General features: G+C 61.5%; 16 protein-coding genes and 2 pseudogenes. 7 read left to right on the top strand and 11 right to left on the bottom strand.

The annotated features are described in order from the left end of the window. Nucleotides 1-60 precede the first annotated feature (60 nt). On the top strand, nt 61-1,404 hold the full coding sequence (locus HBR94_RS23205) for a Wzz/FepE/Etk N-terminal domain-containing protein (protein ID WP_170045610.1): 1,344 nt from the start codon (nt 61-63) through the stop codon (nt 1,402-1,404). 284 nt (nt 1,405-1,688) lie between these two features. Continuing rightward, on the top strand, nt 1,689-2,588 hold the full coding sequence (gene lpxO, locus HBR94_RS23200) for a lipid A hydroxylase LpxO (protein WP_057440106.1): 900 nt from the start codon (nt 1,689-1,691) through the stop codon (nt 2,586-2,588). Nucleotides 2,589-2,616: 28 nt separating this feature from the next. On the opposite strand, the pseudogene ligD reads toward lpxO, so the two are convergent. Next, nucleotides 2,617-2,955: pseudogene (gene ligD, locus HBR94_RS23195) on the bottom strand (ATP-dependent DNA ligase); the annotation flags it as partial. 1 nt (nt 2,956) lies between these two features. Beyond that, a pseudogene (locus HBR94_RS23190) lies at nt 2,957-3,088 on the bottom strand (Ku protein); the annotation flags it as partial. Here HBR94_RS23190 and HBR94_RS28795 point away from each other — a divergent pair. Genes HBR94_RS28795 through HBR94_RS23180 form a run of 3 tightly spaced genes read left to right on the top strand, consistent with a single transcriptional unit; the run spans nt 3,024 to nt 4,833 of the window. Next, a complete protein-coding gene (locus tag HBR94_RS28795; RefSeq protein ID WP_233096761.1) occupies nt 3,024-3,329 on the top strand; it encodes a hypothetical protein in 306 nt (101 codons plus the stop codon). The pseudogene HBR94_RS23190 and the gene HBR94_RS28795 sit on opposite strands and share 65 nt — an antisense overlap. Nucleotides 3,330-3,339: 10 nt before the next feature. Then, nucleotides 3,340-3,657 (top strand): hypothetical protein, encoded by a 318-nt coding sequence (locus HBR94_RS23185; RefSeq protein ID WP_169961018.1) that lies wholly within the window; start codon nt 3,340-3,342, stop codon nt 3,655-3,657. Between the two features lie 18 nt (nt 3,658-3,675). Continuing rightward, on the top strand, nt 3,676-4,833 hold the full coding sequence (locus HBR94_RS23180; RefSeq protein WP_170045609.1) for a PQQ-dependent sugar dehydrogenase: 1,158 nt from the start codon (nt 3,676-3,678) through the stop codon (nt 4,831-4,833). Between the two features lie 51 nt (nt 4,834-4,884). Here HBR94_RS23180 and HBR94_RS23175 read toward each other — a convergent pair whose 3' ends face one another. After that, on the bottom strand, nt 4,885-5,364 hold the full coding sequence (locus HBR94_RS23175) for a nuclear transport factor 2 family protein (RefSeq protein ID WP_057440109.1): 480 nt from the start codon (nt 5,362-5,364) through the stop codon (nt 4,885-4,887). A gap of 44 nt (nt 5,365-5,408) precedes the next feature. After that, the gene (locus tag HBR94_RS23170; RefSeq protein ID WP_057440110.1) at nt 5,409-5,972 is read right to left on the bottom strand and encodes a TetR/AcrR family transcriptional regulator; all 564 of its coding nucleotides are present in this window, start codon (nt 5,970-5,972) and stop codon (nt 5,409-5,411) included. Between the two features lie 124 nt (nt 5,973-6,096). Between HBR94_RS23170 and pssA the strand changes: the two genes are divergently transcribed. Then, nucleotides 6,097-7,440, top strand: a complete 1,344-nt coding sequence (gene pssA, locus HBR94_RS23165) for a CDP-diacylglycerol--serine O-phosphatidyltransferase (RefSeq protein ID WP_170045608.1) — start codon at nt 6,097-6,099, stop codon at nt 7,438-7,440. Here pssA and HBR94_RS23160 read toward each other — a convergent pair. From HBR94_RS23160 to efeU, 5 genes are all read right to left on the bottom strand, one after another. Then, nucleotides 7,437-8,633: an MFS transporter gene (locus HBR94_RS23160; protein WP_057444795.1), complete on the bottom strand. Its 1,197-nt coding sequence runs from the start codon at nt 8,631-8,633 to the stop codon at nt 7,437-7,439. The genes pssA and HBR94_RS23160 overlap by 4 nt on opposite strands. Before the next feature lie 336 nt (nt 8,634-8,969). Continuing rightward, nucleotides 8,970-9,782: an iron uptake system protein EfeO gene (efeO, locus tag HBR94_RS23155; RefSeq protein WP_115128161.1), complete on the bottom strand. Its 813-nt coding sequence runs from the start codon at nt 9,780-9,782 to the stop codon at nt 8,970-8,972. Nucleotides 9,783-9,805: 23 nt separating this feature from the next. Continuing rightward, nucleotides 9,806-11,095, bottom strand: a complete 1,290-nt coding sequence (efeB, locus tag HBR94_RS23150) for an iron uptake transporter deferrochelatase/peroxidase subunit (RefSeq protein ID WP_170045607.1) — start codon at nt 11,093-11,095, stop codon at nt 9,806-9,808. A 14-nt stretch (nt 11,096-11,109) separates the two neighbouring features. After that, nucleotides 11,110-12,237 carry an iron uptake system protein EfeO gene (efeO, locus tag HBR94_RS23145; protein WP_262383421.1) on the bottom strand — a complete coding sequence of 376 codons (1,128 nt, stop codon included), beginning with the start codon at nt 12,235-12,237 and terminating at the stop codon, nt 11,110-11,112. 78 nt (nt 12,238-12,315) lie between these two features. Then, nucleotides 12,316-13,149, bottom strand: a complete 834-nt coding sequence (efeU, locus tag HBR94_RS23140) for an iron uptake transporter permease EfeU (protein ID WP_057959736.1) — start codon at nt 13,147-13,149, stop codon at nt 12,316-12,318. A gap of 189 nt (nt 13,150-13,338) precedes the next feature. On the opposite strand from efeU, the gene HBR94_RS23135 reads away from it, so the two are divergent. Further along, the gene (locus HBR94_RS23135) at nt 13,339-14,355 is read left to right on the top strand and encodes an AraC family transcriptional regulator (protein WP_170045605.1); all 1,017 of its coding nucleotides are present in this window, start codon (nt 13,339-13,341) and stop codon (nt 14,353-14,355) included. A gap of 151 nt (nt 14,356-14,506) precedes the next feature. On the opposite strand, the gene HBR94_RS23130 is transcribed toward HBR94_RS23135, so the two are convergent. Both HBR94_RS23130 and HBR94_RS23125 read right to left on the bottom strand, forming a co-directional pair. Continuing rightward, nucleotides 14,507-15,922: a TolC family protein gene (locus HBR94_RS23130; RefSeq protein ID WP_170045604.1), complete on the bottom strand. Its 1,416-nt coding sequence runs from the start codon at nt 15,920-15,922 to the stop codon at nt 14,507-14,509. After that, nucleotides 15,919-19,098, bottom strand: coding sequence for an efflux RND transporter permease subunit (locus HBR94_RS23125; RefSeq protein WP_120732962.1), 3,180 nt, complete (start codon nt 19,096-19,098; stop codon nt 15,919-15,921). The genes HBR94_RS23130 and HBR94_RS23125 overlap by 4 nt, the downstream gene beginning before the upstream one ends. Nucleotides 19,099-19,101: the final 3 nt, after the last annotated feature.

Here is a 19,101-nt window from a genome sequence, read left to right as displayed (position 1 = left end):
TTATTCAGATCTATCGTGTAGTGGGCAGCCAGCGTCCACTTTTAGAAGGGTGTCCCCATTTTGAACAGAGCTCCCCAGGTGCAAGCCCCCGTGGTGTCCGATGAAATTGATTTATTTGATCTGTTCCACTCAATCTGGCGACAAAAGAAACTGGTCATCGGTTGTACCCTGTTTGCCGGCGTGATTGGCGTTGGCTATGCGTTGCTGGCGCCCCGTGAATATCAGGTCAGCAGCGTGCTGCGCCCGGCGGCTATCAATGAGCTGGATGCCCTCAATCGCTCCGAAGTCTACAAATTGCCACCAGCGGACGCACTGGCCAAAGTCGGCGCGCAACTGGATTCGTATGACGCACGACTGAGCTTCTTCAAGGCCAACCCCGCGTTGTTCCAGGCGTTTCAGGAGCCAGGGCGCAGCCTTGAACAGAGTTTCGAAGCGTTCAACCGTAACTCGATCAAGCTGATCCTGCCCGATCCGAAAAAATCCGACTCCCTGAGCAGCTATATTCGTCTTGAACTGCAATACCCCACGGACATTGACGGGGTGGCGATTCTCAACGGCTTTGTTGATTACGCCATTGCCGCAGAGCGTGAGCAGGTGGGCGCCGACCTCAAGGTGATCGTCAACAACCGCCTTACCGAGCTCAAGGGCAAGATTGACGCGGCGCGCTCCAATTATGAAACCGACAAGGAATCGAAGATCGCCAAGCTGCTGGAGGGCGACAAGCTCAAACGCGCACAGCTGGAAGATGAACTCAGTGCCTTGCGCCTGCAGATGAAAATGCAGCGTTCCAACCGCCTGGCAGAGTTGAATGAAGCGATCTCGATTGCCAAGTCCATGGGCATCAAGAACCCGACCACACCTTCGTCCATGGCCGATGCCGGGCGTAGTGGCTCCAGTCAGGTGATGCGTACCGAGGTCAATAACCAGCAGATTCCCCTGTACTTCCTCGGCACCGATGCCCTGGAAGCCGAGCGTACGGCCCTGCAGCAGCGTACCAATGACGACTTCACCAATAGCCGTGTTGCGGAAATCGGCAAGGAGCTGCAACTGCTGGAGGTCAATCGCCAAGTCGAAGTCATGAAGCGGCGGGGCAATGAAGATATTTTCCTACAGGACGTCGAGCCCTTGCGTGCTGAAGTGGCACGCCTGCGTGGCCTGAATATTGATATGAGTGCGTTGAAACTGGTGACCATTGACCGGCGCGCGCAAGAGCCGCTGAGCCCGATCAAACCGAAAAAAGTCCTGGTGGTTGCATTGAGCCTGGCAGTCGGCTTGCTGCTGGGGATGTTCGTTGCGCTGGCTCGCCATCTGGTCCTGACGCGGCGCCAGACTGTGGCCTATTCAGGCCTGCACGATGACCGCTTTACCCGGCGTGAACGCAAGGATGACTCGCCATTGGGCTGAGTCACACCGGACCTTTCCCGGGCTGCGTCGCAGCCCGGCACTCCCGCCACCGCCCGTTCGAGGTGGCGCGGCTATACAGTCGGAAGACACCTTTTCACAATTCTTAGTTAACCTTTGGTTACAAACTATGGCTAAAATAACTGCCATTGGCCACTATCCGAATTGTCTCCAAGACGGTCGTGGGTCTGTTAATGAATTGTGATTTCAGGTGCTGCATTTTCCATCCCCAGCCCGGTAGGGCCTGGCGGAGCAGCCTGTACTCTTCTGATATGTGACGAATTCCCGTGAAACTCATTATTGTTGCTCTGTACGTTGCGTCCATTGCGTATGTCCATCTGCGTGGCCGGGTGCGACATAAGCTGGGCCGTCAATTAAGCGACCACTCCACCTTCCTCGCCCCGGTCAATTGCTTCCTTTACCTGTTCTCCAAGCTGCCCGGCCGGCCGTACCTTGCCCCCAGTGACTTCCCCGACCTGAGCCCGCTCCAGGAGCATTGGCAGGAGATCCGCGAGGAAGGCCAGAACCTGATGCGCGCCGGCGAGATCAAGCGCTCCGACCAATACAACGACGTGGGCTTCAACTCGTTTTTCAAATCGGGCTGGAAGCGTTTCTACCTCAAGTGGTACGGCGACAGTCACCCCTCGGCCATGAAGCTGTGCCCGCGCACTACCGAGCTGGTGCAAAGTATCGGTTCGATCAAGGCGGCGATGTTTGCCGAACTGCCGCCAGGTTCCAGGCTGGTCCGCCATCGCGATCCTTATGCTGGCTCCTATCGCTACCACCTGGGGCTGGATACGCCCAACGATCCAGGCTGCTACATCAACGTGGACGGTGAGAATTATTACTGGCGTGACGGCGAGGCGGTGATGTTCGATGAGACCTACATCCACTACGCCGAAAACACCACGGCGCAAAACCGCATCATTCTGTTCTGCGATATCGAGCGGCCGATGAAATATCGTTGGGCGGCTGCATTCAATCGCTGGTTCAGCCGCAACGTCATGGCGGCCGCCGGCTCACCCAATGATGCCGGGGACAAGACCGGTGGCTTGAACCGCGCCTTCACCCGCCTGTACAAGATCCGCTTGCGGGGCAAGGAGCTGAAAAAGCGTAACCGCACCCGCTATTACCTGGAAAAGTGGGCGATCTTTGCCGGTTTGGCAGTGATTTTTATCCTGATCTGAGCATCAGCCCCCTTGCCACCGGGGGGCTCTATTCAGGCGGCTGGGCCCCCAGCTTCTGCCACATCTTCTTGCTGAGCCGCTGGCGGTTGGCATAACCCGCCCAGGGATCGGCTTTCAGGCTGTTTAAGCGCGCCTGCAAATTCGTCACATTCCATTGCTGGGCGCTGCGCAGGCTGTCGAGTTCATCTCGGCTGATTGGCACGGAAACCGGCAGCCCCGGGCGGGCACGTACCGAATAGGCGGCGACGGTGCTGGCACCGCGGCCATTGCGCAGGTAGTCGATAAAGATCTTGCCGATGCGGTTTTTGGGGCCGCTGGTGGCGGTAAAACGCTCCGGCAGTTGCTGTGTCATGAACAGCGCAACGGCCAACGATGTTGTCCTTGGTGTCCTCCTTGCCGGTGGTCTTGTTGATGCGCTTATAGCCCACGGGGTCCATGCTGCGTTTGTCCAGCCAGTCGAAATCCACGCCCTGGGCCGAGGTGGCCGAGACCAGCGACACGGGGATGTGTACCAAGCCGAAGCTGATTGCGCCTTTCCATATTGCCCGTGGCATAGCCGTGCTTCCTGATGGGGAATGGTCTTCAGGTGACCTGCAGCCGCTGGCAAAAGTTTCGGCTGTCGGCCGGTTGGCACAGGGGCATTCGAAAAGCCGTGTTACACCTGCCTGGAAAGTATTTAGTTACCAAATCCGAACCCAGGGCGTAGCGTGTTATCGAATGCAGGTATTCCTCGCCCTATAGAGGTTTTGTCATGAACAGCCGTACACGCAGCCTTGCAGTACTGGCCCTGGGCCTTGCCTTGAGTGGCGGGTTGCAGGCGCAAAACCTGCCCGGCAACAACAACCCGTATAACAGCCCGATCAAGCGGGCCAATCCCAATAGCATGCAGGGCACCCAGCCCAATACGCCCGCCGCCCGCGGTACCTACACCGCGCCGGTACCGCGGCCGCCGACCCTGGAAAACGGCGGTATCGGCAATCGCTATCCGCAACGTGATGCAGCGCCCACACGCCCTGCCACCCAACCTTCAGCCCCGACACAAGATGCCAATGGCAATCGCCGGCCCTGAACGCAAGGAACCCCACGTATGTTTCTACGCAAAACCCTTTTAGCGACCTGCTGCGCTGCCGCCCTGGCAAGCGCGCTGCCCGCATTGGCCGCCGAGACCCGCCAGTTCCCCAGCGAGCAAGGCAGCCTCACCGCGACCCCGATTGTCAAAGGCCTGGACCATCCCTGGGCGGTGGCGTTTTTGCCCGACAAGCAAGGTTTCCTGGTCACCGAGCGGCCGGGCGCGCTGCGCTATGTGAGCAGTGATGGCAAATTATCGGCGCCGTTGAGTGGCGTGCCGCAGGTCTGGGCCAAAGGGCAGGGCGGTTTGCTGGATGTGGTGGTGTCACCGGATTTCAAGGAAGACCGCCTGGTCTACCTGTCCTACGCCGAAGGTGGCGGCAAGGGCGGTACGGCCGGCACTGCGGTAGGCCGTGGCCGTTTGAGCGATGACTTGAGCGGCCTCAAGGACTTCCAGGTGATCCTGCGCCAGGAGCCCAAGCTCTCTACCGGTAATCACTTTGGCTCGCGCCTGGTGTTTGACCGAGATGGCTACCTGTTTGTGACCCTGGGCGAGAACAACGATCGGCCCACGGCTCAGGACCTGGACAAGCTGCAAGGCAAGGTGGTGCGCATCTACCCGGATGGCCGCGTGCCGGATGACAACCCGTTTGTCGGCCAGCCGGGAGCGCGGCCGGAGATTTGGTCCTATGGCCAGCGCAACCCCCAGGGCGCGGCGCTGAACCCGTGGACTGGCACCCTCTGGGAAAACGAACACGGCCCGCGTGGCGGCGATGAAATCAATATCATCGAACGTGGCAAGAACTATGGCTGGCCCCTGGCGACCCACGGCATCAACTATTCCTTGCTGCCGATTCCCGAGGCCCGTGGCAAGACAGCCGAAGGCACGGTCGGCCCCCATCATGTGTGGGAAAAGTCACCGGCCATCAGCGGCATGGCGTTCTACGACGCTGACCGCTTCAAAGCCTGGCAGCACAACCTGTTTATCGGCGCCCTGGCCAGCCAGGAACTGATTCGCCTGCAGTTCGAGGGCGACAAGGTGATCCACGAAGAGCGCCTGCTGGGCGAACTGAAGGCGCGTATCCGCGATGTACGCCAGGGCCCGGATGGTTTCCTGTACATACTCACGGATGAGGAGGATGGCGTGTTGTATCAGGTGGGGTTGAAGCAGGATTGACGGGCATTGCAGGAGCCGGCAAGGACTGGACGCCCCCCGGCTCCTACAAGGTTACAGCCCCAGTTCGGACAGCCCCGGATGATCATCCGGGCGCCGTCCCAGCGGCCAGTGGAACTTGCGTTCGCTTTCCTTGATCGGCATGTCATTGATGCACGCATGCCGATTGGACATCAGACCGTCCTGGTCGAACTCCCAGTTCTCGTTGCCGTAGGAGCGGAACCAGTTGCCGGAATCGTCGTGCCATTCATAGGCATAACGCACCGCGATGCGGTTGCCGGTAAACGCCCACAACTCCTTGATCAAGCGGTAGTCCAGTTCCCTGGCCCATTTGCGCGTCAGGAAGTCCTTGGCCTGCTCGCGGTTATGGGCGAATTCGGCGCGGTTCCGCCACTGGGTGTCCAGGGTGTAGGCCAGCGACACGCGTTGCGGGTCACGGGAGTTCCAGCCGTCTTCGGCGAGACGGATCTTTTCAATGGCCGATTGCTCGGTAAAGGGCGGTAAGGGCGGACGCACGTGTGCATTGGCGGTCATTTGACTGCTCCTTTGGATCGTTAGTTGTTAAACCCGTACAACTTTCAAAGTGCCAATAAGTTCTGCGCCATGCATTGCGCATTATCAGCGGCGGTGACATCGCCCATGATCAGGGCGATGGTAATGGCGCCATCGACCAGGATCAGCAGTTGCGCGGCCTGCTGCTCCGGGGCCGGGGTGCCATGTGCCTCGCACAGTTCAAGCAAATACTCGAACAGTTTCTGTTTGTGTGCCTTGGCCAGTAAACGTACCGGGTCTTGCGGGTTACCGGTTTCGCCGCTGGTGTTGATAAAGGCGCAGCCGCGAAAGTCCGCAGAGCCGAACCAGGTCTTCAGAGCGCTGAACACGCCGAGCAAGCGGGCGCCGCTGCCGGCGTATTGCTCGACCTCGCTGCGCAGCCACTGCAACCAGCGCTCATCGCGCCGCTGCAGGGCGGCGATCACCAGTTCGTCCTTATTGGCAAAGTAGCGGTAGATACTTTTCCTGGAGACGCCGGCGGTTTTCACCAACAGATCCATACCGGTGGCCGCAATGCCGTGCCGATAGATCAACTTTTCGGTGACGTCCAGAATAATGTCGCGGGTTTCACTGCTGGTCATATTGTTCATGCTGCAAACAGTAGAACGATCGTTCTTCTTGGTCAATCAATTATTTTCAGTGGCCAGTGGGCAGACCTGAGGACCCCCATGGTGTAAGCTCTCGGGCTCTTCGGATTCGATCATTGCGAGCCCTATGCCGTCGTTATTCAAACGTTCCCTGTTGCCCAAGTTGCGCGGTTTCCCCCTGGCCACCGACGCGATTGAGGTGCTGTCCGGCGCTGCCGAGTTTCGCCGCTGCCTGCTGGAGCAAATCGCCCAGGCCCAACACCGCATCTACATCGTCGCGTTGTACCTGCAACAGGACGAAGCGGGCCAGGAGGTGTTTGACGCGCTGCACGCCGCCAAGGCCGCACGGCCCGAACTGGATATCGTGGTGATGGTGGATTGGCTGCGTGCCCAGCGCGGGTTGATCGGTGCGGGCAAGCAGCCGGGCAACAGCGCCTGGTACCAGGCAATGACTCAGTCACATCCGACACATGTGCCGGTGTATGGGGTTGCGGTGCAGACCCGCGAGCTGTTTGGCGTGCTGCATCTGAAGGGCTTCGTGATCGACGACAGGGTGCTGTACAGCGGCGCCAGCCTGAACAATGTGTATCTGCACAAGTTCGATAAATACCGCTTCGACCGCTATCACCTGATCCACAACAAGCCATTGGCCGACTCCATGCAGCACCTGGTGGAACACGGCCTGGTGGCGGCCAAGGCGGTACACCGCCTGGACCTGCCCAACCTGCCCACCACCCGCAGCCTGCGCAATGACATCGGCGACCTGCGCAGCCGGCTCAAGCACGCGACCTATGACACCACGGCCGGCCAGGCTGGGATTGGTGGGTTGTCGGTCAGCCCGTTGTTGGGAGTGGGCAAGAACAACCCGCTGAGCCGGGTGATCTGCGAGCTGATCGCCAGTGCCCAGCGGCAGTTGACCATCTGCACCCCGTATTTCAACCTGCCACTGCCGGTGACCCGGGAAATCAACCGGGCCCTGGCCCGTGGGGTGAAGATCGACATCATCGTCGGCGACAAGACCGCCAACGACTTCTACATCCCGCCCAGCGAGCCTTTCAAAATCATCGCCGCGCTGCCGTATCTCTACGAAATCAGCCTGCGCCGCTTTGCCAAGCGCCACCAGCGCATGATCGACAGTGGCCAACTCAACCTGCACCTGTGGCGCGACGGGGATAACACCTATCACCTCAAGGGCATGTGGGTCGACGAACGCTATACCTTGCTCACCGGCAATAACCTCAACCCCCGGGCCTTTCGCCTGGACCTGGAAAACGCCCTGCTGATCGACGATCCCCAGGGCCAGTGGTTGGCGCCACGGCGCCGCGAGCTGGAGGACATTTTCCAGCACGCCACGCGGATCCAGGGCTACCAGCAGTTGCAGACACTGGTGGATTACCCTGAAGCCGTCGGCAAGTTCCTGCGCCGGGTCAGTCGCGTCCGAGTCGAGCGCTTGCTTTACCGGATCCTCTAGTGGCGCGGTGCCGGCCAGAGTGCAATGAGCAACAGCAGGGCAGCGGCGACCAGGTAGGGTAGCCGCGGTTCGACGGCATAGATCAGGGTCCCGGCCAGTGGCCCGACTACCACGCCCAACCCTTGCGCCGCCCCCACCGATCCGGCAGTGGCGCCTTGTTCCGAGGCGTCCACCGCGTTGGCCGCCAGGGCGGCGAACGATGGGAAGATCCAGCCCATGCCGGCCGCCGAGACGAAGAAACACAGCCATAGGATCCACGCCGTATCGGCGAACATGCTCCCGGCAAACCCCAGGGCCGAAACAAGCGCGCCGACGCGGATCAGCCGCAGGGGTGGCCATTCCAGCTTGCGCACCAGCAATTGCGAGCAGATCAAGGCCAGGCCGACCATGGTCAGGGCGATCCCGGCGGTTTGTGCAGCGTCGGCGGGGTTCATCTGCAGGCGATCCAGGGCAAAAAAGCCCACCGTGATCTGGGCAATCGACACGCAGAGCATCGCCGCAAAGGCCACGACCAATGGCCGGCGCAAGCGTGGGTCCGAGAGGTTGACGGCCTTGGGCGGTTGTTTGAGGTGCAATTCCTGGCGCGGCAGCTTCATCAGCAACACCAGAAACCCGAGCATCGGCAGCAGCGCCATCACATAAAACGGCAGGCTCAGGCTGTGGCGGGCCAGCAGCGCGGCAATCGCCGGGCCCAACACCAGGCCACAGGCGTTGGCCGCCCCCAGCGAGGCCATGGCCTTGGCGCGATGGGCCGGCTCGATATTGTCCGCGATCAGCGCATAGCCCCCCACTGGGATCGCCGCGTAAAACACCCCGATCAACCCGCGCCCGAGCACCAGCCCGATAAATGCCAGCATCGCCGAGGGCAGCAGTTGCAGGGAGGCGTCGATAAACACGCACAGGGCCCAATAGGCCAGGGTGAAGCCCCCGGTGCCCAGCAACAGCACGCGCCGCCGACCCAGGCGATCACTGGCCTGGCCCCAGGGCCGCGCCAAAAGCATCCAGATCACACCGGACACCGTCACCGCCGCGCCGGCCTGCCAGGTCGCCAGCCCCAGCACCCGGGCGATGGGGCCGATCAGCGAGACAAACGCCATCATCGCCATGGTGCAGGCCATATTGGCCAGCAGCAGGGGGCGCAGGTTGAAGGGAGTGGGCGGGGCGGCATCAAGGCGGGTGGCCGAATGAGGCATGGGAAATCTTCCGTGAGTGGGAATCTATGGAACGTTATAGGTAAGACGGTTAAACGCACAGCGCGATTAACCCGGATGATAGGGATCTACAGCTGTGGGAGTGGGCTTGCTTGCGATGGCGGTGCTTCAGTCACTATGGTCGGTGATTGAATCACCGCCATCGCAGGCAAGCCAGCTCCCACATTTGATTGTGGTGTGGCGAACATTTTCTGCACCTTTGAGCCCCCACATTTGATTTGTGGTGTGGCGAACATTTTCTGCTCGCTGAGACCCCTGTGGGAGCAGGCTTGCCCGCGATGGCGGTGGGTCAGGCTCAGAGCCGCTAGCGTTGAGGTGTCAGTTCAAACCCAGTTTGCCACGCAGGGTCGACAGGTCTTCGGCCAGGGTGTTGACCGGGCCCACCAGGGCCTTGCGGTCGCTTTCCTTGACCTTGTCGTAGGTTTCAAAGCCGCCATCGGCAGTTTTGTATTTGGCCAGGATGGTGTTCACCGTGGCGAAGTTCTTGTCGACCTTGGCCAAAAACGCCTTGTCCTGCTGTTCGATCTGCCCACGGAACAGGTCGACGATCTTCTTCGCTCCGTCGATATTGCCCTGGAAGTCATACAGGTCGGTGTGGCTGTAGCGGTCTTCTTCGCCGGAAATCTTCGTGGCGGCCACTTCTTCGAGCAATGCGGCAGCGCCGCCGACGACTTTTTCCGGCGGGAAGGTCAGACCGGCAACGCGGGTTTGCAGATCCTTGACGTCCGTGTTCAAGCCGTCGGCAAGGGTGCCCAGGCCCTGGGTAGTGTTTTCGGCAAACAGGCTGTATTCAATGCGGTGGAAGCCGGTGAAGTCTTCGGCTTTCACACCTTTTTCGTGGTCGTCGACCCGTGAGTCGATCGATGCATCGAGGTCGCTGAACAGCTCGGCGATGGGCTCGATGGATTCGTAGTAAACGCGGGTGGGTGCGTAGAGTTTTTTCGCGGTGGCCAGGTCACCTTTTTTCACCGCGTCGGTGAAGGCTTGGGTCTGGGTCACCAGTTCCTCGATCTTGTCGGTGACATAGATCTTGTAGTCCGACACCGGGCCCACCAGATCCAGGGGCGCCGGCGCGGCAAAGGCCGCGAGCGGAGAAAGGCTCAATAACAACGCAAGAGACGACATGTTCATAGGGCGGTTTCCGCTGTGGAGGGTTAGGTCTTGGCAGTGCTGTGCAGCAAGGTTCGGCCGATGAAATCCTGCGGCCCGGTGGCGCCCGGCAAGGTGAAGAAATACCCGCCGCCCACTGGCTTGAGGTATTCCTCCAGGGGCTCGCCATTGAGCCGGGTTTGTACGCTGATAAAGCCTTTCTCCAGGTCCGCCTGATAGCAGATAAACAACAGGCCCATGTCCAGCTGGCCGTTCTTGTTGACGCCGTTGGAGTAGTTGAATGGCCGACGCAGGATCAGGTTGGCCTGGGTCGCGGCCGTGCGCGGGTTGGCCAGGCGGATATGGGCATCGAGCTTGGTCAGTTTGCCGGCCGGATCCTTGCTGTAGTTGGGCACCTGGGCTTCGCTGTGACCGTCCATGGGCGCGCCGCTGGTCTTGATCCGACCGATGATGCTTTCCTGCTCCTGCAAGGGCGTGCGGTCCCAGCGTTCGACGAAATTGCGGATGATCCGCACCGCCTGGTAGCTGCCATGGGCGGCCCACGCGGGCTCGTCACTGCCGGGCTGGACCCAGACCAGTTGGTCCATGGTTTTGGTGTCGTTGGAGTCGGGGTTGGCCGAGCCATCGCGAAAGCCCAGGAAGTTGCGTGCGCTCTGCGCCGGTTGCCCGGCACGGGCAGGGGCCTGGGGCGGTACGCTGCCTTCCTGTTTCCAGCGTACCAGCAGCAGGTCCGGCAGGTTTTTCACGATATCGCGCAGGGCGTGGATATTGGTGTCGGGGGTGTTGGAGCTGAACTGCAGGCTCAAATCACCGTGGCACTGCGCCGGTTCCAGGGCGTCGTTGGGGAAGCCGACCATGCGGATCAGGCGCTTGGGTTTGGCGGCGGCCAGGCCGAAACGCTCGTCGAACAGCGATTCACCCACCGATACGGTGATGGTCAGGTTATCCGGGCTGACCACCGGGCCGAGGATCCCGGAGTCGCTGGGCGGCAGTTTCGGGTCGACTTGCGGCACGCTGCCGCCGGTCATCAAAAAACGGATGCGCTGGTTGAGGGTGCGAAACAGGCGCTCCAGGTCTTCGCGGTCGCTGGCCAGGACGTCGAACGCTACCAGCATGCCGCAGGCCGGGCGGGGGGTGACGATGCCGCTCTGGTGCTTGCCGTGGAAGGCCTGGTGGTCCTGGGTTTTTTCGCTGCTGGGCGCGGTGGTGACCTGGGCTGCGCCGGCTGCCATTGCCGGGCAACTGAGGCTGCTGCCGGCAATCGCGGCGCCGGTGGCGGCCATCCCGAGCAACACACGGCGGCGTTGGGCGTTGAACTGTGGTGAATCACTCATGTGTTTGGTCGTCTTCACTTAAGGCCGGAGAGGCCAAGGGCTGGGTCGATTCCATCGAGTGCGGCGGCCAGAGCCTTGGCCTTGTCGGCGATCAGCTGGCGCTGAGCGGCGGTAACGCGGTTGTAGCTGCGGTAATGGCCATCGACCTGCAAGTCGTCGAGTTGCGCGGCGAAGGCGTTGATCGCGCTATCAATTCCCGGCAGCAGGTCGGCGGCGGACTTGGTCAACAGCGGCCGCATCAGGTCCACCACCTTGCGCGTCACCGTCAGGTTGGCGGCAAAACCGTTGAGGTCGAGGTGGCTGTAGCGCTCCTCTTCGCCACTGGCGGCGCGCACGTCGGCCAGGCTGTTGAGGTTGCGCACCAGGATGCTTACCAGTTGCTCGGGCGGCAGCGACTGCGCCAACAACTGTTGCTTGAGGGTGGTGACATCGGCCAGCAGACGCTGGGCAATCGGTGTCAGGTCGCCGAGAGTGTGCTGCTCGAACAGGCCATATTCCAGGCGATGGAAGCCGCTGAAGGCTGGGTCTTGTTCACGGTTCTCGAAGTAATCGGCGCGGGCATTGATCGCGTTGTCCTGCTCGGCCAGGCGCTGGGCCGCCGGGGCCAGTCGTTGGTAAGCCTCGCGAGCCGGCAGGTACAGGGCCTGGGCCTGGGCCAGGTCGCCGGCGGAAATCGCTTGTTCAAGGGCGCTGACGGCCTTGATCAAAGCGCCACCCTGGCTGCTCAGGTACACGCGAAATTCCGACAGCGGGCCGATAAAGGCCACCATCGAGGGCTTGGCTTTGGCCTGGGCGTCAGACTCGGCCGTCGGGGTTACATGCAGGGTGCCGCGTGGGTTGCTCAACAGGCCGCAGGTGATGGCGTAGTCGCCCGGCAGCAGGTTGGCGTTGATCACCTGGCTCAAGCCCGGCGCAATGTTTTCGCGCTCTTCGACCACCAGCACGCCGTCAAGGATTTCCCACTCCACCGCGCGATCCGAACGGTTGATGATGCGAAAACTCGCACGGCCCGCCGGTACGGTCAGGGCGTTGGGTTCGCAGGCGTGGGCGTGGATGATCACGGCGATTTCGTTGTGATTGACCTGGCGCTTGGCGGCGGCCAATTGCGCGGCGTAGTAGAACAGGCCGCCGGCGGCGATCATCACGATCACCGAACCGGCGACCGCCCAACGCAACGCGCGGGGTGGTGAGGCAGGGGCTGGGTTTGGCAAGGGACGACCTTACTGGCTGGAGACGGAAGAAGAGGTGGCTGGCGCGGCGGGCATAAAGAACATCGCCAGCGCCAGTACCAGGTAAATCAGGTAGGCGCCCAGGGTGCTGACGGTCGGTGCGTCCTGGTAGCCGAACATGCCGGCCAGCACCGACCCCAGCGGGCCATCCATCGGCAGGGTTGCGCTGAAATCGAACAGCACGCCTTGCAGGTGGTTCCACACCCCGGCTTCATGCAGGGCCTGCACCGAGTTGGCAAGGATCCCGGCGGCCACCACCAGGATGAACAGCCCGGTCCAGCGAAAGAACGCACCGAGGTTCAGGCGCATGCTGCCGCTGTAGATCAGGAACCCGACGATGGCCGCCAGCACCAGGCCGAGCAGGGCGCCGATGGGCGCGGCGGGGCCTTCGCTCTGTTGGAACACCGCCAGCAAGAAGAACACCGTCTCCAGGCCTTCACGGGCCACGGCGAAAAACACCATGGCGATCAGGGCAAGCACCTGGTTGCGCGAGCCGGCCAACGCATGATCCAGGGACTGGTGCAGGGAGTGCTTGATCGAGCGTGCGACCTTGCGCATCCAGAACACCATGGAGCTGAGAATCCCCACGGCGACCAGGCCGACAATGCCTTCGAACAGCTCTTGCTGTTTTTGCGGGAACTCGGCGCTGACCAGCTCCAGGCCACCGCCGACCAGCAGGGCCAGGGCGGCGGCGAGAAATACGCCGATCCATACCGCTGGCATCCATTGGCCACGGCCGGTCTGTTGCAGGTAGCTGGCGATGATGCCAACGATCAATGCGGCTTCAATGCCTTCGCGCAGCATGATGAGAAAGGGGACGAGCATCGGGCACCGCAACGTAATTAGTTAGGGTGCTAAGTTGTAACATAATGATACTCATTACTAAACAGAGGATCTTGACGTTTTCTGAACGCGGCCTGAACAGCCCTCTATGTCGTTGCTGCGTGGGGTATGTGTTCCTTACAAGCCAACACGCTCCTACAATGGCCGACCTACAAGATTGAGCCCTGGCCCATGTCGGAAAAAGACACAATCTCCATCCACCTGGTTCGTGAAGCCCTGTTGCAGAGTTGCGCCCCCGGTGCGGCGACGTGGGAGGCCCTGAGCAAGGTCGGGATCGACCCCGCGTTGCTGGAGCAGCCCGCCGCCCGGGTTCCGGCGCTGGCATACGCGCGGCTCTGGCGCTTGCTGGCGCGGCGCCGGGATGATGAGTTCTTTGGCATGGACCCGCGCAAGTTGAAGTCGGGCAGCCTGGGGTTTTTGTGTCGTGCCTCCATGGCCCAGCCCACCCTGGGCGAGGCCCTGGAAACCGGCCTGGGCTTCCTGTCGTTGATGCTTGAGCACCTTCCCGCGCAGATGGTGCGTCAGCAAAGCCTGGCGGAAATCGTGCTGCTGGAACCTGAGCCGGAACCACGGCGCGCGTTTACCTACTTTTGCTACTGGATGATCGTCCACGGCGTCGCCTGCTGGCTGGCCGGCCGACGCATCCCGATCCTGGCCATCGAATTGCGCAGTGCGCAGCCGGCGTTTTGTGATGATTACCAGGTGATGTTTTCCGACAACCTGCGCTTTGATCGCACCCGTACCCGCATGATTTTTTCGGCAGACTGCCTCGACCTGCCGGTCAAGCGCAGCCCCGAGGAACTCAAGCGCTTCCTGGCCCAGGCGCCCGCCAACATCCTGGTCAAATACCGCGACCCGGACAGCCTGGCGATGCGCATCAAACACGACCTGCGCCAGCGCCCGGCCCAACAGTGGCCGGAAACCGACAGTCTGGCCCATGAGTTGTGCATGTCCGCCTCGACGCTGCGCCGGCGCTTGGCCGAAGAAGGGCAGACGTACCAGGGGCTCAAGGACAGCGTGCGCAAGGAGCTGGCAGTGGTGTGGCTGGCCGAGGCCGATATCAGCTTCGTCGAGATCGCCAGCCGCCTGGGTTTTGCCGATGTGAGCTCGTTCTACAAGGCCTTTCGCAAATGGTCGGGCTCCAATCCCGGGCATTACCGCAGCTTGATCCTCACGGAATCCAGCTGAGTTGGATCAGCGCAGCTCCTACCTTTGATCTTTGTGACCGTCTTTAAGCAAAGGGTTTGACCGGTTTCACGCAGGCAAAAAAAGCCCCGTGACCGAATGGACCACGGGGCAAAAATTGGTTGGATGCGACCAACCAAAGGAGCTCTTTACATCATTTTGCGCTGGCGACCACCGTCTCCGGCTGCCAGCCGCCACCCAATGCCTTGTAGATCGCCACGATGCCGCGATACAGGTCCACTTCGGCCAGGGCCTGGGCGTCTTCGGCCGCCAGGCGTTCACGCTGGGCGTCGAGCAGCACGAGGAAGTCGGCGGTGCCTTCGCGGTAGCGAATCTGCGCCAGGTCGGCCGCGGCACGGCTCGATTCGCTCTGGCGGATCAGCGACACCAGGCGCTGCTGGCGCTTGCCGTAGTCGCTGAAGGCGTTCTCTGACTCTTCCAACGCCAGCAGCACTTGCTGCTCGTAGGTGGCTAGGGCGCCATCGGCTTCGGCATCCGCACCGCGCAAGCGGGCGCGTACGCTGCCCAGGTCAAAGGCGGCCCAGGTGATGCTCGGGCCCAGGGCCCAGGCATTGGCGGCGGATGAGCCGATCTGCGAGCCACGGCCAGCGGTAAACCCGAGGAAACCACTGAGGCTGACCCGTGGAAACAGGTCGGCCTTGGCCACGCCGATTCGCGCGGTGGCGGCCGCCAGTTTGCGTTCGGCACTGAGAATGTCCGGGCGCCGTTGCAGCAACTGCACCGGGTCACCAATCGGCAAGGCCTTGGCAATCGCCGGCAGGTTGGCCGGGCTCAGGTCCACGCTGAGTTTGTCCGGGCGCTGGCCGAGGAGGGTGGCGATGCGATTGCGCTCGCGCACCTGCTCGGCCTGCAATCGCGGCACGCTGGCTTCGACCGCTGCCAGGCGCGCATCGGCACGCACCACGTCCAGTTGGTCGCCGACGCCGGCGTCACGCAGGCTTTCGGTGATGGTGCGCGAATCCTGCTGGTTCTTCAGGTTGGCCAGGGCGATTTTTTCCCGCAGTTGCGCCCCGCGCAGTTGGCCGTAGGCGTCCACCAGTTCGGCAATCATGCTGACCTGCAGTTGATAGAGGTCGGCTTCGGCAGCCTGCTGGTCAGCGTCACTGGCTTCGAGGTTGCGCTGAATGCGGCCAAACAGGTCCAGTTCCCAAGCCATGTCCAGGCCCAGGTCATAGCGTTCGCTATTGACCCGGCGGGTGGTCTGGCCTGGGATCTGGCCCTTGGCCAAATCGCTGCTGGCACGGCTGGTGATGGTCGGCATCGCGTCATTGCTGGCGTCATCGCGAATCGCCCGGGCAGCCCGCAGGCGGGCAAACGCTACTCGCAAATCCCGGTTGCCGCTTAGCGATTGGGTCACCAACTGGTTAAGGATCGGGTCCTCGAACTGTTGCCACCAGATGCCTTCGAACTTGGCGTGGTCGTACTGCTTGGCATCGGTGGCGGCCGTGATATTGGCCGCCTCCAACTGCTGGGCTTTATAGTCCGGGCCGACGGCACAGGCGGCGAGCGCCAGTACCAGCAGGCTCGGCAGGAACACTTTCACACTCATTGCTGTGTCTCCAGCTGCAAGGCCTTGGCCGCTTTGCGTGCTTCGCTGCGCTCCACATAACGGCGGATCAACACGTAGAACACCGGCGTCAGCAACAGGCCGAAGAAGGTCACCCCGATCATCCCGGAGAACACCGCCACACCCATCGCATGACGCATCTCGGCACCGGCGCCGCTGGAGAACACCAGGGGCACCACGCCCATGATGAAGGCGAACGAGGTCATCAGGATCGGCCGCAGACGCAGGCGGCAGGCTTCCAGCACCGCAGCCAGCGGGTCGAGGCCTTCTTCCTGTTTATCCTTGGCGAACTCGACGATCAGAATCGCGTTCTTACAGGCCAATCCCACCAGTACGATCAAGCCGATCTGGGTAAAGATGTTGTTGTCGCCACCGGACAGAATCACCCCGGTAATGGCCGATAGCAGGGTCATCGGTACGATCAGGATCACCGCCAGTGGCAGGCTCCAGCTTTCGTACTGGGCGGCCAGTACCAGGAACGCCAGCAGTACGCAGAGCGGGAACACGAACAGCGCGGTGTTGCCCGAGAGGATTTGCTGGTACGTCAGGTCGGTCCACTCGTAGGTCATGCCGTTAGGCAGTTCTTCTTTGAGCAGTTTTTCGATCGCCGCCTCTGCCTGGCCCGAGCTGTAGCCGGGTGCAGCGTTGCCGTTGATCTCGGCGGTGATAAAGCCGTTGTAGTGCATCACGCGGTCCGGCCCCGAGGTGTCACTGACCTTGATAAAGGTCGCCAGCGGGATCATCTCGCCCTTGTTGTTGCGCACTTTCAATTGGCCGATCTGATCCTGGTCCAGGCGGAACTGCTGTTCAGCCTGCACGTTGACCTGATAGGTCCGGCCAAAGCGGTTGAAGTCGTTGGCATACAACGAGCCCAGGTAGATCTGCAGGGTGTCGAAGATGTCGCTGATCGCCACGCCGTGGGTCTTGGCTTTTTCCCGGTCGATAGCAGCATCGACCTGGGGCACGTTGACCGTGTAGCTGGTGAACAGGCCAAACAGTTCCGGCACGTTGTGGCTCTTGGCGATGACGTTCTGTACTTCTTTGTACAGTTCCTCGTAGCCCAGGTTGCCACGGTCTTCGACCTGCAGGCGGAACCCGCCGATAGTGCCCAGGCCCTGTACCGGCGGCGGTGGGAAGATCGCCATGTAGGCTTCCTGGATATCGGCGTACTTGCCGTTCAGCGCCCCGGCAATCGCCCCGGCGGACATGCTTGGGTCTTTACGCTCGCCGAACGGTTTCAACGTCACGAACACGATGCCGCTGTTCGGGCTGTTGGTGAACCCATTGATCGACAGGCCTGGGAAGGCGATGGCGCTTTCCACGCCGGGCTGTTTCAAGGCGATGTCGGACATGCGCTTGATCACGTTTTCGGTGCGGTCCAGGCTGGCGGCGTCCGGCAACTGGGCGAAGGCCACCAGGTATTGCTTGTCCTGGGCCGGTACGAAACCGGTCGGTGTGTGGGCAAACCCGAAGAAGGTCAGCACCATCAGGCCGCCATACACGAACAGCGCGATACCGGTGCCGCGAATCACTCGGCGCACGGTGCCTACATAACCATGGCTGGCCTTTTCGAAGAAACGGTTGAACGGGCGGAACAGCCAACCACCGAAGAGCTTGTCGAGGAACCTGGAGAACCGGTCTTTCGGCGCGTCATGGCTGCGCAGCAAGACCGCTGCCAGGGCCGGCGACAGTGTCAGGGAGTTGAATGCCGAGATCACGGTGGAGATGGCGATAGTCAGGGCAAACTGCTTGTAGAACTGCCCGGTCAAGCCACTGATAAAGGCGGCCGGAATAAACACCGCACACAGCACCAGCGCCGTGGCAATGATCGGCCCGGTCACTTCGCTCATGGCTTTTTCGGTGGCCGGGAAGGGCTCCAGGCCCAGCTCGATGTTACGTTCGACGTTCTCCACCACCACGATGGCGTCGTCCACCACGATGCCGATGGCCAGCACCAGGCCGAACAGCGACAGCGCATTGAGGGAGAAGCCGAACAGGTGCATCACCGCAAAGGTGCCGATCAACGACACCGGCACCGCGACCAGGGGGATGATCGACGCACGCCAGGTCTGCAGGAACAGGATCACCACCAGCACTACCAGGATCAACGCCTCGAACAAGGTGTGCACCACCGCCTCGATCGAGCCGCGCACAAACACGGTCGGGTCGTAGGCGATGCGGTAGTCCATGCCTTCGGGGAAGCTCTTTTTCAGCTCGGCCATTTTGCTGCGCACATCATTGGAGATGTCGATGGCATTGGAGCCCGGGCGCTGGAAGATCGGAATCGCCACCGCCGGCTGATTGTCGATCAGCGAGCGCAGGGCATATTGGCTGGAGCCCAGCTCAACACGGGCGATGTCCTTGAGGCGCGTGATCTCACCGTTGTCGCCGGCGCGAATCACAATGTTTTCAAACTCTTCCTCGGTGACCAGGCGGCCTTGGGTATTGACCGACAATTGGAAGCTGGTGTCGTTGGGCGCAGGCTGCGCGCCCAGGGCACCGGCGGCCACCTGGCGGTTCTGTTCGCGGATCGCGGTCACCACATCCGTGGCAGTCAGGTTGCGCGAGGCGGTCTTGTTCGGGTCCAGCCACACCCGCAGGGAGTAATCGCCCATGCCGAACAACTGCACATCACCCACGCCGCCCAGGCGCGCCAATTCATCCTTGATATTGAGGATCGCGTAGTTGGACAGGTAGAGCATGTCGTAGCGCTGGTCCGGGGAGGTCAAGTGCACGACCATGGTCAGGTCGGGGGAGGCCTTGTCCACGGTGATACCGATGCGCGTCACTTCCTCAGGCAGTTTGGGCTGAGTGCGCGTCACACGGTTTTGCACTTGTACCTGCGCGTTATCCAGGTCGGTGCCCAGGGCGAAGGTGATGGTCAGGGTGAGCTTGCCGTCGGCGGTCGACTGCGAGGACATGTAGAGCATGTTCTCGACGCCGGTGATCGCCTGTTCCAGCGGTGAGGCCACGGTTTCGCCGATGACCTTGGGGTTGGCGCCAGGAAAGTTGGCGCGCACCACCACGGTTGGCGGTACCACTTCCGGGTATTCGCTGATCGGCAGTTGGAACAGCGAGATCGCGCCGGCGATCAGGATTAGCAGCGATAGCACCGCTGCGAAGATCGGCCGCGATATGAAGAACTTGGAAAAATTCATCTG

The organism is Pseudomonas sp. WS 5412 (assembly GCF_012985615.1).
Lineage (GTDB): Bacteria > Pseudomonadota > Gammaproteobacteria > Pseudomonadales > Pseudomonadaceae > Aquipseudomonas > Aquipseudomonas shahriarae.
The sequence above is the reverse complement of the archived record's forward strand: the minus strand, read 5'-3'. Positions and strand labels throughout refer to the sequence as shown.